This window comes from Coralloluteibacterium thermophilum, from assembly GCF_042654365.1.
Classification (GTDB): domain Bacteria; phylum Pseudomonadota; class Gammaproteobacteria; order Xanthomonadales; family Xanthomonadaceae; genus Coralloluteibacterium; species Coralloluteibacterium thermophilum.
The window spans coordinates 1-12896 of the sequence record NZ_JBHSGG010000019.1; the positions used below are offsets into that span (position 1 = coordinate 1).

The 12896-nt window shown below is 71.7% G+C and carries 11 protein-coding genes; 5 read left to right on the forward strand and 6 right to left on the reverse strand.

Going from position 1 to position 12896, the window contains the following annotated elements; genetic code table 11:
- Positions 1-280 precede the first annotated feature (280 nt).
- Complete coding sequence (locus tag ACFO3Q_RS07175) at positions 281-2077, reverse strand: M14 family zinc carboxypeptidase (RefSeq protein ID WP_377003966.1); 1797 nt, start codon at positions 2075-2077, stop codon at positions 281-283.
- A 124-nt stretch (positions 2078-2201) separates the two neighbouring features.
- On the opposite strand from ACFO3Q_RS07175, the gene ACFO3Q_RS07180 reads away from it, so the two are divergent.
- Positions 2202-2882, forward strand: a complete 681-nt coding sequence (locus ACFO3Q_RS07180; RefSeq protein WP_377003967.1) for a glutathione S-transferase — start codon at positions 2202-2204, stop codon at positions 2880-2882.
- A gap of 17 nt (positions 2883-2899) precedes the next feature.
- On the opposite strand, the gene ACFO3Q_RS07185 is transcribed toward ACFO3Q_RS07180, so the two are convergent.
- The gene (locus ACFO3Q_RS07185; protein ID WP_377003968.1) at positions 2900-3103 is read right to left on the reverse strand and encodes a hypothetical protein; all 204 of its coding nucleotides are present in this window, start codon (positions 3101-3103) and stop codon (positions 2900-2902) included.
- 155 nt (positions 3104-3258) lie between these two features.
- On the opposite strand from ACFO3Q_RS07185, the gene ACFO3Q_RS07190 reads away from it, so the two are divergent.
- Positions 3259-5007 (forward strand): ABC1 kinase family protein, encoded by a 1749-nt coding sequence (locus ACFO3Q_RS07190; protein WP_377003969.1) that lies wholly within the window; start codon positions 3259-3261, stop codon positions 5005-5007.
- 62 nt (positions 5008-5069) lie between these two features.
- Complete coding sequence (locus tag ACFO3Q_RS07195; protein ID WP_377003998.1) at positions 5070-5678, forward strand: rhomboid family intramembrane serine protease; 609 nt, start codon at positions 5070-5072, stop codon at positions 5676-5678.
- A 193-nt stretch (positions 5679-5871) separates the two neighbouring features.
- Here ACFO3Q_RS07195 and ACFO3Q_RS07200 read toward each other — a convergent pair whose 3' ends face one another.
- The 4 genes from ACFO3Q_RS07200 to ACFO3Q_RS07215 all read right to left on the reverse strand — a co-directional run bounded on the left by ACFO3Q_RS07200 (position 5872) and on the right by ACFO3Q_RS07215 (position 11878).
- Complete coding sequence (locus ACFO3Q_RS07200) at positions 5872-6753, reverse strand: PhzF family phenazine biosynthesis protein (RefSeq protein ID WP_377003970.1); 882 nt, start codon at positions 6751-6753, stop codon at positions 5872-5874.
- Positions 6753-9365 (reverse strand): response regulator, encoded by a 2613-nt coding sequence (locus ACFO3Q_RS07205; RefSeq protein ID WP_377003971.1) that lies wholly within the window; start codon positions 9363-9365, stop codon positions 6753-6755. Before ACFO3Q_RS07205 ends, ACFO3Q_RS07200 begins: the two co-directional genes overlap by 1 nt.
- 99 nt (positions 9366-9464) lie before the next feature.
- Complete coding sequence (locus ACFO3Q_RS07210) at positions 9465-10199, reverse strand: class I SAM-dependent methyltransferase (protein WP_377003972.1); 735 nt, start codon at positions 10197-10199, stop codon at positions 9465-9467.
- Between the two features lie 215 nt (positions 10200-10414).
- Positions 10415-11878 carry an esterase/lipase family protein gene (locus ACFO3Q_RS07215; protein ID WP_377003973.1) on the reverse strand — a complete coding sequence of 488 codons (1464 nt, stop codon included), beginning with the start codon at positions 11876-11878 and terminating at the stop codon, positions 10415-10417.
- Between the two features lie 274 nt (positions 11879-12152).
- Here ACFO3Q_RS07215 and ACFO3Q_RS07220 point away from each other — a divergent pair, with 274 nt between their 5' ends.
- Together ACFO3Q_RS07220 and ACFO3Q_RS07225 are read left to right on the forward strand one after the other, a co-directional pair.
- Positions 12153-12362 carry a cold-shock protein gene (locus ACFO3Q_RS07220; protein ID WP_377003974.1) on the forward strand — a complete coding sequence of 70 codons (210 nt, stop codon included), beginning with the start codon at positions 12153-12155 and terminating at the stop codon, positions 12360-12362.
- 87 nt (positions 12363-12449) lie between these two features.
- Positions 12450-12710 (forward strand): RNA recognition motif domain-containing protein, encoded by a 261-nt coding sequence (locus ACFO3Q_RS07225; protein ID WP_377003975.1) that lies wholly within the window; start codon positions 12450-12452, stop codon positions 12708-12710.
- Positions 12711-12896: the final 186 nt, after the last annotated feature.

Sequence of the window (12896 nt, forward strand, 5' to 3'; positions counted from 1 at the left end):
AGGCAAGACCAGAAGTTCTCAGCCCTTTTACAACCGTCCGTGATTTCGGGGTAGAACCCTGAGGAGTGAGAAACGAGTAAGGCGGCGACAGCTCGTCCTCGTTCTTCTCGAAGCACTTCTCAGGCAGCGCGCTGCGCGCGCTTCACCCCCATCCCGGCCTTCCCCCGCAGGCGGGGGAAGGGGACTGGTTGCGGAGGAGTGAGGGATTGAGGAGCGGGAAACGAAAGAAAGCACGACTGCCCACCCTCCTTCCTCGCTCCTCCCCACTCACTCCTCAAGGTCAGCGGCTCGCCCGCTCCAGCGCTGCGTCCACGCGGAAGACGGGGTACAGGTTGAGACGCTCGTCCCAGGAGGAGTGCCGGCGGTAGAAGAACTCCAGCCGCGCCGACGGGCTGGCGGCGAACTCCGGGTCCTCGGCCAGCCGGGTCTCGAATTCGCGGCGGACGGCGGGGTCCTCCAGCATCTCCCGCGCGACGTCCTCGGCGACGTAGGCCTCCATGTATTCCTTGCGCTCGAAGGCGATGTTGAAGTCGCCCCAGGCCGCCAGCGAATCCGGGGCCTGGGGTTCGAGGAGCTCCATGACCAGGCGCGCCCGCGGCTGGGCGATGGGCACGTACAGCGAGCCGGCCGGGACGTCGCGCGGTTCGCGCGACCAGCTTCCGGCCAGCTGGACCGGCTGCCGGGCCTCCACCGAGCGGGGCGCGAAGGATACGCGCTCGGCGCGGAAGGTCTCGGTCGGGGCCTCCGGGTGCGCGCGCTCCAGCCGCGAGAAGGCGATGCCGTGCTGGCGCAGCTTCGCCGCCACCCGCTCGGCGTGCGCGGCCGGCACGACGTAGCCGCCGCGCGGCGCGGTCACCACGATCTCCGGCACCACCTCCTCGCGCAGGGGAACGCGCCAGACCTGCGGGGTCGTCTCGTCGTAGCGGGTCATCAGCGCGCCCGACACCTCGGACTGGGTGCGGGTGTAGGCATAGCCGCGGAAGTCGATGGTGCGCGCGGTGTCGGTGACCGCCCAGGTCAGCGGTACGCGGCTGCCGCCGAGGCGGCGCGCGCGGTCGTCCGCGGCATCGGCGATGCGGCGCCACGCCGCCCCCTGCGCCTGCATCTGCTCGGCCACCGCGACGATGGTGTTGCGGGTGGCGCGCACGCGTTCCGGGTAGGGCTTCCAGCTGTGGGTCTCGACCAGCATGCCGAGGCGGTTCACCAGGGGCATGAACCCGTGCGAGAAACGGCCGGTGGGCACGCCGTCCTCGAAGCCCGAGGTCGGGTCGTCGCTGACGACGAAGGAGGGGTAGAACTCCAGCGGCAGCGAACCGTGGGCGGCGAGGCGTTCGATGGTGCCGGTGCGCAGCGCCAGCCCGACCTCGCGCAGCGCCGGGTCGCCGGCCTTGAGCGGCTCGACCTGGATGGAGATGTCGTGCTCGAACTGGGCGCCGTTGGTGGCGTGCAGGTCGACCAGCAGCAGGGGATCCCAGCGCTGCATGAAGGCCTGCATGGCCTGCATCTCGGGCGCGTCCGCCTTGACGTACTCGCGGTTGAGGTTGTGGTTCTGCGCGGTGGTGCGCCACCCCATCTCCTCGGGGCCGCGCTGGTTCGGGCGGTTGTAGCGGCCGAAGCGCTCGTGCCCGTCGGCATTGAACATCGGTACGAAGAGCACGACCTGGCGCTCCAGCGCGCCGGCCGCCGCCTCGCCTTCGAGCAGTTCGCGCAGGGCGAGGAAGCCCGCGTCCTTGCCGTCGGCCTCGCCCGGATGGATGCCGCCCTGGAACAGGGTGACCGGCAGGCCCTGCGCGCGCGCCGCCTCCGGGGTGAGCGCGCCGCTGCGCGAGGCCACCAGGGCGACCATCGGCCGACCTTCGGGCGTGGTGCCGAAGGTCTCGCAGCGCACCGCCTCCGGCCAGCGTGCGGCGTAGGCGTCGCACAGGCGCAGCACCTCCTCGTAGCGGCCGGTGCGAAGGAAGCCGGAGCGCTCGGACTCGGTCGCGAGCGCATGGTCCGGCTGCGCGGCGCGCGTCGGCGCGTGCGGCAGGGCGGCGAGAAGGGCGGCGGCGAGCAGGGCGTGCAGCGGTTGCGGCATGGCGGGGCGTCCGTGGGGCGGGATCCCCATGGTATGCGCCGGCCCGAGGCGGCGACCGTGCCGTTGGCAACGCCCGCGCCGCCTTGCGCTGCTATCTTCCGGGCGCCTCCCACGGAAGCCGCCCATGCTCGTCGTCCACCATCTCGACAGGTCCCGTTCGCAGCGCGTGCTCTGGCTCCTGGAGGAACTGGGCGTGCCGTACACGCTGCGCGAGTACAGGCGCGGGGCGGACCTGCGGGCACCCGAGGCGCTGCGCGCGGTGCACCCGCTGGGCAAGGCGCCGGTGATCGAGGACGACGGCATCGTCGTCGCCGAGTCCGGTGCGATCGTCGAATACCTGGTCGGTCGCTACGACGGCGAGGGACGGCTTGCGCCGCCGCGTGACGGCGAGGACGGACGGCGCTACACCTACTGGCTGCACTACGCGGAGGGCTCGCTCATGCCCCCGTTGCTGGTCGCGCTGCTCGCGGGGCAGGTGCGCAGGGCGAAGGTGCCGTTCTTCGTGCGGCCCGTGGTCGCAGGCGTGGCCTCGAAGATCGAAGCCACCTTCGTGCGGCCCGAACTGGACCGCCACTTCGCGTTCCTGGAAGGCGAGCTCGCCGACCGGCCGTGGTTCGCGGGCGAGGCGTTCAGCGCGGCGGACATCCAGATGAGCTTCCCGCTGGAAGCGGCGGCGGCGCGGGGCGGTCTCGACGACGCGCGCCATCCCCGCCTGGCCGGCTTCCTGCGACGCATCCGCGAGCGGCCGGCCTGGCAGCGGGCGGCGGCGCGGGGGGGCGAGGCCGCCGCGCTGGGGGCGAGCTGAGGTCCGGGCGGGACGCTTCAGGCGTCGGTCCCGGGCTCGCGCTCGCCGAGGCCGCCCTCCGGCTTCTCGGGATTGCGCGGCCGCTTGGCGTGCGGTTCGCGGGCCTCGCCCGGGCTGCGCGGGTTCTCCTCGGGATAGCCGGTCGCCTCGTCCTTCTGCGGGGCGTTCTTCACCGGGTTCGGCGTGCCGCGGACGGTGTCGTCGCTGTTCTTGCTGGTCATGGAAACCTCGAGGGATGGCTCGTCGGCAGTATGGGCGGGCCGCGTTTGCGCGACGTGCATCCGCCTTTGACGAAACGCTCGCCCGCGGACTGGCAGGCTCGGTGCGGATCACACGGCCTTGGCGTACCGCAACGGCCCGAGCCGGACAGCCCTTCATGCCGCATACCCCCACGCACATCGCGCGCCACCCGGACGAACACCACGAGGTCAGCGCGGACGCCGTTTCGACGCCGCGCGGCATGCGCCGCTACATCGAGATCGCGCGCCTGGTGCTGCGCTACCGCAAGGCCGGCATCTTCAACGGGCTGATGCTCGACGACGCGGCGCTCGCCCAGACCGCGGAGGTCGCCGAGGGCACCGAACCGGGCCAGCCCGAGCAGTTCGCGCGCGACCTGGAGGCCCTCGGGCCCACCTTCATCAAGCTCGGCCAGTCGCTCTCGACCCGGCCCGACCTGGTGCCGCCGCCGTTCCTCGTCGCGCTGGAGCGCATGCAGGACGACGTGGCGCCGGTGCCGTTCGAGCAGATCCGGGAGCAGATCGAGCACGAGCTGGGCGTGCGCCTGTCCAAGGCCTTCGCCAGCTTCGACGAGACGCCCATGGCCGCGGCCTCGCTGGCGCAGGTGCACGCCGCGACCCTGCGCGGGGGGCGCCGCGTGGCGGTCAAGGTGCAGCGTCCCGGCATCCTCGCGACCATCCGCGAGGACCTCGGCATGCTCGCGCGCCTGGCCGGCACCGTGGACAAGGTGAGCGACCTCGGTCGCCGCTACCGCTTCGCGGACTGGGTCTCGGAATTCCGAAAGACCCTGATGGCCGAGCTCGACTACCGCATCGAGGCCGAGAACCTCACCACCTTCGCGCGCAACATCGAGCCGTATCCCGAGCTGTGCGTGCCCGGGCCGATCTGGGACATGAGCACCATGAAGGTGCTCACCATGGAACTCCTGCCGGGCGCCAAGGTGACCCGCGTCGCCGACCTGCGGCGCATGGAGCAGCCGCTCGACGCCCTCGGCCGCACGCTCGTGCGTGCCTATCTCGACCAGGTCTTCGTGCACGGGCTCATCCACGCCGACCCGCATCCGGGCAACGTGCTGCTGATGCCGGACAACCGCCTCGCCCTGCTCGACCTGGGCATGGTGGCGCACCTGCCGCCGCGCATGCGCGACCGCCTGCTCAAGCTCATCCTGGCGGCGGTGGACGGTCGCGGCGAGGACACCGCCGAGATCTTCATGGGCCTCGGCACGCGGCTGGAGGACTTCCGCGAGACCGACTTCATCCGCGAGACGGGGCGGCTCATCGCCCAGTACTGCAGCCTGTCGGGCTCGGACCTCATCTCCGAGGGCCGGATGGTGATGGAGCTCACCCGCATCGGGGCCGCGCACGGGCTGCGCACCGCGCCCGAGCTCACGCTGCTGGCCAAGACCCTGCTCAACCTCGAGGCCGTCTCGCGCGCGCTGGACCCGGACATGGACGTGCGCGAGGTCGTGCAGGGCCATCTGCAGAGCGTCATGCGCACGCGCATGCTGAGCTCCTTCTCGCCCTCGGCCATCGCCAGCGAGATGATGGAGGTGCAGGAACTCGCGCGCGACATGCCGCGGCGGGTCTCGGCCATCCTGCACACGCTGGCGGAGAACCGCCTGCGCGTGCACATGACCGGGCTCGAAGAGTCCCACCTGATGGAGAACCTGCAGAAGATCGCCAACCGCATCTGCGCGGGCATCGTGATCGCCGCGCTCATCGTCGGCGCGGCGATGATGATGAGCGTGGAGACCGACGCGCGGATCTTCGGCTACCCGGCGTTCGCGCTCATCATGTTCGTGATGGCCGCCGCCTTCGGCGTGACGCTGCTGGTCAGCATGTTCCTGACCGACCGCAGGCGGCGCATCCGCGACGACGCGGGCGGCTGAGTCCGCAGCGCGCGATCCGCTATCCTTCCGGGCTGGCCTTCCCGGAGCGCGCGCCGCGCATGATCGTCACCCTCGGCATCGTCGCCGTCACCTGCGTGGTGACCATCCTCGCCTGGCAGCGGCCCGGTCTCGTCGACCGCCTGATCCTCTGGCCCCCGGCGGTGCGCAAGGGCCAGTACGACCGCCTGGTCACGTCGGGCTTCATCCATGCCGACGTGGCGCACCTGGCGTTCAACATGATCACGCTGTTCTTCTTCGGGCGCGTCATGGAAAGCGTGCTCGCCCAGCTCGGCGTGGGCGCGCTGGGCTACCTGCTGTTCTACCTGAGCGCGTTGCTGGTATCGGTGCTGCCCAGCTACATCAAGCACCGCGACGATCCCAACTACCGCTGCCTGGGCGCCTCGGGCGCGGTCTCGGCGGTGCTGTTCGCCTTCGTCCTGGTCTCGCCCTGGTCGCTCATCTTCGTGTTCTTCATTCCCGCACCGGCCATCCTCTACGCGGTGTTCTACGTCGGCTACAGCATCTGGATGGACCGCCGCGGCGGCGACAACGTCAACCACGGCGCGCACCTGGCCGGTGCGGCCTACGGCGTGCTGTTCCTGGTCCTGCTGCATCCGCCCATCGTCCAGCGCTTCTTCACGGAACTCGCGAATCCGGCCTTCCTGCGCTGAGCGCCGGCTTCGCGCGGGGCGCGAGAGACCGGGAGCGGGGGCGAGGGGCGCGTGACAACGAGAGAAAGCGCGGCTGCCCGCCCGCGTTTCTCACTCCTCTCCACCCACTCCTCAAAAGGCGCCACCGGCTCCACCCCCTGCGAAGCGGAGGAGGGCCGTGGATCGCATCATGGCGGGAGCGGTTGGGTGTGGCTCAGCGCGGCCAGCGCACGCTGCCGTCGATCACCGTCTGGGTCTCGCCGCCGACCCACACGCGGCCGTCTTCGACGCGCAGCACGAGGTGGGCGTCGCGCCCGATCTCGCGGCCCTGGCTGACGCGGTAGCCGCGCGCCAGCGGGCCGTCCGGCTCGGCGTCCACGATGTAGGCGGCCACGAGGCCGTTCGCCGCGCCCGAGGCGGGGTCCTCGACGATGCCCGCGCCCGCGGGGAAGGCGCGCAGCGCGAGCTCGAAGCCGGGGTCGGCGCTCCGGGCGAAGGCGCACAGGCCGAGGCTGTCGGTGTCGTGCGCCAGCGCGGCGATCGCCGCGTGCTCCGGTCGCCACGCACGCAGCGCGGCTTCGTCGGCGAGTTCGACCAGCCACCAGCGGCGTCCGCCCTCGACGAGTGCCGGCGGCAGGGCGCCGAGGGCGAGGTCGCCCAGCAGCGGCCGCAGGCGCGCGGCGGCATCGCCGCGTTCGAGCACGCGCGCCGCCGGCGCCTGCACGAAGATCCGTCGCCCCTGTGCGGTGTCCTCGACGCGCACGGGCAGGATGCCGGCGCCGCAGGCCTGGCGCAGGGCGCCGTCGCGCGGCGCGACGAGGCCGGCGGCGAGCAGGGCATGGGCGCTGCCCACGCTCGGATGTCCCGCGAAGGGGATCTCGCGGCTCGGCGTGAAGATGCGCAGCCGGTAGTCGGCGTCGTCGCCGTCGGGCGGCAGGACGAAGGTCGTCTCGACGAGGTCGGTCCAGGTCGCGAAGGCCTGCATGGCCGCGTCGCTCCAGCCCGTTCCGTCAAGCACCACGCCCAGCGGGTTGCCGCCGCCGGCGCGCGCGGTGAACACGTCCACCTGCATGTAGCGCGAGCTCGCCGGCTGCATCAGACGGCCCCGAAGAGGCGCTCGATGTCCTCGATGCCGTAGGGCTTGGGCAGGTGGCTGATGTCGCCGGCGGGCAGGGTGGCGCCCTTGGCGTCGCCATAGCCCGAGGCCAGCACCACGCGCAGCCCCGGCGCGTCGGCGAGCACCTGGGCGGCCAGCTCCACGCCGGACATGCCCGGCAGGTCGATGTCGGTGAACAGCACGTCGTAGCTGGCGCCGGCACGGATGGCGTCGAGCGCGGTCTCGGCGCTCTCGTGGGCGTCGACGTGGTGGCCCATGGATTCGAGCATCTCAGCCGTCGTCATCTGGATCATGACGTTGTCCTCGACGAACAGGATGCGGAGACCGGCGCCGGTACTGGCACCGGTACCGGTACCGGCGTCCTGCGTGTCCGCGGCCCGGTCGACGTCCTGGGGAAGCTCCTGCGGCATCAATATGTCTCCCTTCGCAAGCAGCGCCCGTTCCTGGCGGTGGTTGCGCAATACGTGGCGGATGCGGCGCGCGAGGTCTTCCCGGCGGTAGGGCTTGCTGAGCAGCTGCACGCCGGGATCCAGACGGCCGCCGTGCACGATGGCGTTTTCGGTGTAGCCCGACGTGAACAACACGGCGACGTCGGGCAACAGCTCGCGGACGCGGCGCGCCAGTTCGGGCGAGCGCATGGGCCCGGGCATCACCACGTCGGTGAACAGGAGGTCGATCGGCACGCCGCTCTGCGCGATGGCCAGCGCGCTCTGCGCCTCGGAGGCGCGCAGCACGCGGTAGCCCAGGCCCTTGAGCATGTCGACCACGGTGGCCTGCACCTGCGGGTCGTCCTCGACCACGAGGATGGTCTCGGAGCCGCCCTCGACCGGGCCGGTCTCGACCGGGGGACGCACCTCCTCGGCCAGCAGCGAGCGCGGCAGGTAGATCTTGACCGTGGTGCCGTGCCCCGGCTCGCTGTAGATGCGGATGTGCCCGCCGCTCTGCTTGACGAAGCCGTACACCATCGACAGCCCGAGGCCGGTGCCGCGGCCCTCGGGCTTGGTCGAGAAGAACGGCTCGAAGGCCTTCTCCAGCACGTCCTCGGTCATGCCGCAGCCGGTGTCGGACAGGGCCAGCATCACGTACTGGCCGGGCTGCACGTCGTCGGTGCTCTGCACGTAGTCCATGTCGAGCATGGCGTTGCAGGCCTCGATGGTCAGCCGCCCGCTGCCGTCCATCGCGTCGCGTGCGTTGACCGCGAGGTTGAGGATCACGTTCTCGACCTGGTCCGGGTCGGCCAGCGTGGTCCACAGGCCGCCGCTGATGACCGTCTCCAGCTCGATGGCCTCGCCGAGCGCACGGCGCAGGAGGTCCTCCATGCCCTGCACCAGCCGGCCGAGGTTCACCGCGCGCGGCTCCAGCGGCTGCCGGCGCGCGAACGCGAGCAGCTGCGAGGCCACCTTGGCGCCGCGATCGACCGCGGCGATGGCGTTGCGCAGGCGCCGCCCGTCCTCCTCGCCGTGGATGCTCCGCTGCAGCATCTGCAGGTTGCCCGCGATGACCTGCAGGAGATTGTTGAAGTCGTGCGCGACGCCACCGGTCAACTGGCCGATGGCCTCCATCTTCTGCGCATGGCGCAGCGCGGCCTCGGCCTGGCGGCGCTCGTGCTCGCTTTCTTCCAGCGCGCGGGTGCGCGCCAGCACCAGTTCCTCCAGGCGGTCGCGGTGGTGCTGCAGCTCTTCCTGGATGCGGGTCTGCTGGGTGATGTCGGTGCCCTGCACGAACACGCCGGTCACTCCGCCGGCATCGTCGAGGATGGGCTGGTAGACGAAGTCGAGCACGCGCTCGTCGGCGTTGCCGTCGTAGCCCATCAGCCGCGCCATCACGCCGCGGCCGACGTAGGGCTCGCCGGTGGCGTAGACCTGATCCAGCAGTTCGACGAAACCCTGGTTGTCGATCTCGGGCAGCGCCTCGCGCACCGGCTTGCCGACCAGCTCGCGGTGTCCGGTCAGTTCGCGGTAGGCCAGGTTGGCAAGCTCGAAGACGTGCTCGGGACCGCGCAGGATGGCGACGAAGGAGGGCGCCTGCTCGAACAGCTGGCGCAGGCGCTCGGTCTCCATCTGCAGCGCGTCGGCCTGTTCCTGCACGACCTCGGCACGCCGGAACACGTTGCCGCTGACCCGTTGCAGCGGCGACAGGTCGGGGCTCTCGCCGCTCTGGCGCAGGCGCTGGAGTTCGGTGATGTCCTCGGTGTGCTGGAGGATGTAGCGCAGCGCGCCGTCCTCGCCGCGGACCGGGATGTGGGTCGCGCTCCAGTAGCGGTCCTCGAAGTCGCCGCCGCCGGAGGCAGAGGGAATCCGGTAGTGGATGACGGCGATCACGTCGCGGATGCCGGTGTTCAGCACCCGGTGCAGCGAGCGCAGCAGGCGCTCCTGGCTGGCGGCGCCGGTTTCGTCCGGCGTGCTTGGGAAGGCCTGGATCATCGGTCGGCCGACGATCTCGTCGAGCCGGCGGCCCGTGGCCGCGAGGTAGGCGTCGTTGGCCCAGACGATGACGAAATCGGGATCGGCGCTGAGGACCACGTAGGGTGCGGGCGCCTGGGCGAGAACGTTGCGGAAGTCGCTCAGCTGGATGGAGACGGGCTGCGGCATGTGCTCTTCGGGATCGCCGGCGTGCGGCGGGGGGGGGCGGGACGGCAGGCGATGGGGCGCGTCATTCTGCCCCAGCGGCGTGAGCGGCCGGTATCGGGGTCAGCCCGTGCGGCGGCAGACCAGCAGTACCGTATCCACCCGCTCCACGTCGATCAGCCCCGGGCGCGCATCGAGCGGCGCCTGGAACCGGACCGACAGTGGCATGCCGACGCGGTTGTACCACCACATGGCGCGCTTCCGCTGGTGGGTCAGGAACCACATGCCCAGATCGAGCAGGCGCGAGGAGCTCGGCTGCATGCCGTGCGCGGCGCTGCGTTCGATCTCGAACCCGTGCCGCGTGAGGAGGGCGAGCAGGGCCTCGGGCGCGTAGCGGCGGCGGTGGCCGACGAACTCGTCGAAGGGCGTCCAGGCCGACATGTGCAGCGGAACCGACAGCAACAGGCAGCCGCCGGGCGCGCAGACGCGCGCGAGTTCGGCGAACGCGGCCTCGTCGTCGTCCACGTGCTCGACGATGTCCATCGCCGCGACCAGGTCGAACGCGGCGTCGCCGAAGGGCAGGGCCGAGACCAGGGCGTGCACGGCCTCCCCCCCGGCCTCGTGCAGCGCGCGCAGGGCCGGGAGACTGATGTCGGCGAAGCAGGTGCCTTCGATCGGCAGGCGCGGGCGCAGTCCGGGCGCGACTTCCAGGCGGCGCGTCGAGGCGGCGGCCAGTGGCGCCACGATCGGCCAGGTGTTGAAGCGTTCCGGCGCGACCAGCCGCGCATCGCGCCAGAGCGCGTCGTAGAAACGGCGGTTGTGCTCGCGGAGCCGGCGCTCGGTGTCGGGGCTGGGCATGGTGGGGAGCCTAGCAGGCGGGGAGGGGGTGGGCGGGCATGGGCAGGGGGCAGAGGGGCGGGGGCACGGGGCAGAGGGCATGGGGGCACGGGGCACGGGGCACGGGGCACGGGGCACGGGCGCCCCAAGCCCTGAGCCCCAACTCCCAACCTCCAACCTCCAACCCTCAAGCCCCAAGCCCCAGCCCCCAGGCCCCAGACCCAACCCCCACGCCTTCAGACCACCCCATCCCCCATCGGCTCACGGCGGAAGTCCACGGTGGGTCCGTCGGCGGGGCCGAGCCGGAACGCGCCGCGGCGGACGGTACGGTGCATCACGATGTCCAGGATCGTCGTTTCGTTCGGATGCAGGACATCGAGCAGGTCCAGCTCGGTGGCATCCAGTCGGCCCTGCACGTGGCCCACCACGCGGCGGGCGCCGCCGCGCGGCCGGACCAGCAGGCCATAGGGGCCGCCGCCGGGCAGGGCGGGGCGCAGTACGCGGCCGTCCGCCGCCACGACGGCCGGGCTGCCCGCGAGCGAGGCGAGGTTGAGGTGGAACGTGACGACGCCCGGGTGTCGGCTGTTGCCCTGGCGGTCGGTGAGGAAGCCGCGCGGCAGTCGGTCGGGATCGCCGCCGGGTCCGGTCAGCAGGACGTCCGCGTCGCCCGGCCGCGCGCCGCTCTGGTCGAAGATGCGCACCACCAGCATGGCGTGCGGGTCGTGGATGAAGACCCGGTCCGGGAGCAGGGGCACGCGCTGCACCTCGACGCGGTTGGCCACGTCCTGGTGCACCGCGTTCTCGTGTGCGAAGGCCGCCGTCAGCGCGCGGTAGCCGCGCGGATCGCGCACTGCCAGGCAGCGCAGCAGCGGTTCGAGGGTCGGGCGCGGATCGCGGGCGGTCATGATGCCCATGCGGGGGCCGGTGTGCGCCACGCCGGGGAGGATGCGGAAGGCCGTCGGCCGCGCGCGCCGCAGCTCGGCGACGCGCAGTGCGGCCGGCGCGTCCGCCCGCCGCGGCGCGTCCTGCCGCAGGCGCAGGTAGCTCGCGTTGAGGTTGGCCGACGCCAGCCGCACCACGCCGTCGGAGCCGGTCTCGCCGGTGTAGGCGTTGACGTGGTCGTAGAGCCTGCGGTCGATCCCGTCGCCGCTGAGCACGAACAGCCAGGGCCATCCGCGACGGGGCCGTTCCGGCGACAGCCAGGCGTGCGCGAGGCGGTAGCCGGCGTCGCTGCCCAGTTCCAGCCAGTCCAGCACGCCCTGGCCGGGTTCGATGCCGCCGAACCAGGCCGCCAGCGCGGCCAGCCGCGACTTGCCGAGCTGCGCCAGGGCCGAACCGAAGTTCGCCGGCGCCAGCATCACCAGGTGGCTCACCGGGCAGGGCCGGCGCGGCTCTTCGACGTGACGGTGCAGCCACTCGCGCAGCAGCGGCCCGCCGGTGGAGTGGGCGATGCAGGCGACCCGGCCGCGGTGGCGGCGGCCAGCCAGCAGCTCGGCCAGGGCGGCGTCGAAGGCGCGCGCCAGGTCGGGCAGGGTGACCTCGTCGCGGAAGCTGACGTAGCGGCCGAGCTCGATGTGCACGACCTCGCCGCGCTCGCCCAGGGCACCCGCCAGCGCCGCCGGCAGGCCGCCATAGGCCGCCGTGCCGGTCGCGCCCCAGCCATGGACGAAGACGATCAGCAGGGGCTCGGGACTCGCCATCGGGGCTCCGGCGCTGGGCGCCGATGATCCCGTGCCTGTGCGCCACCTGTCCACGCGTCCGGCCGGCCTCCGGATCCGCTCGCCTTCTCACCTGAATACGGGTATGGTGGCCTCACTGCGTTTGCAAGGGTCACGTTGAACTGTGGCCTGGCGCGAGTCGATACACGCGATCCGCTTCATCACCGCCTCGTTTACTCCCTGCATTCTCAGTCCCGGCCGGAGCCATTTCCGGATCGTGGATTTTCTTTCATCGCTATATGTAACGGAGTAAGTCATGTCGGATCGTCAGATCGGCACCGTCAAGTGGTTCAACGACGCCAAGGGCTTCGGCTTCATCAGCCGCGAGGGCGGCGAGGACGTGTTCGTGCACTTCCGCGCCATCCAGGGCACGGGCTTCAAGTCGCTGCAGGAAGGCCAGAAGGTCTCCTTCATCGTGACCCAGGGCCAGAAGGGCCTGCAGGCCGACCAGGTCCAGCCGCTCTAAGCTGGCCGGGCTGTCGCCATCGACGCCGGGCGGACGCAGGTCCGCCCGGCGTTTTTATTTCCAGCAACCCAACGAAGGAGGGTCCCGGTGCTCACGCTCAACGTGCGCGGCCTGCCGCGCAGCATGAACGAGAAGACGCTCACCGAACTGTTCGCCGCCCACGGCCGCGTCCGCGGCCTGAAGATGGCCAAGGACCTCTTCAGCGGCGAGTGCAAGGGCTTCGCCGAGCTGCAGATGGAAGGGCACGAGGCGCGCAATGCGATCGCCGCCCTCAACGGTTCGTCGCAGGACGGCGAGCTGATCCGCGTCGAACTCGCCAGCGAACGCCGCGCGCGCGGCCGTCGCTGAGCCATCTCCCGCCGCCGTCGCCGGCGCCCACGGGCAGCCGGCGGGGCGGTGCTCCCGTATACCGTCCACGCGCCCGCTGGTCGCGGCGGGCGCTGCAGCCGCCCGGGCGATCGGGCTGGCAGGCCATCCGGAGCAGGAACGTCCGCGGTTCGTCCGGACGCACATGACGGCACCGCGCGCCACCGC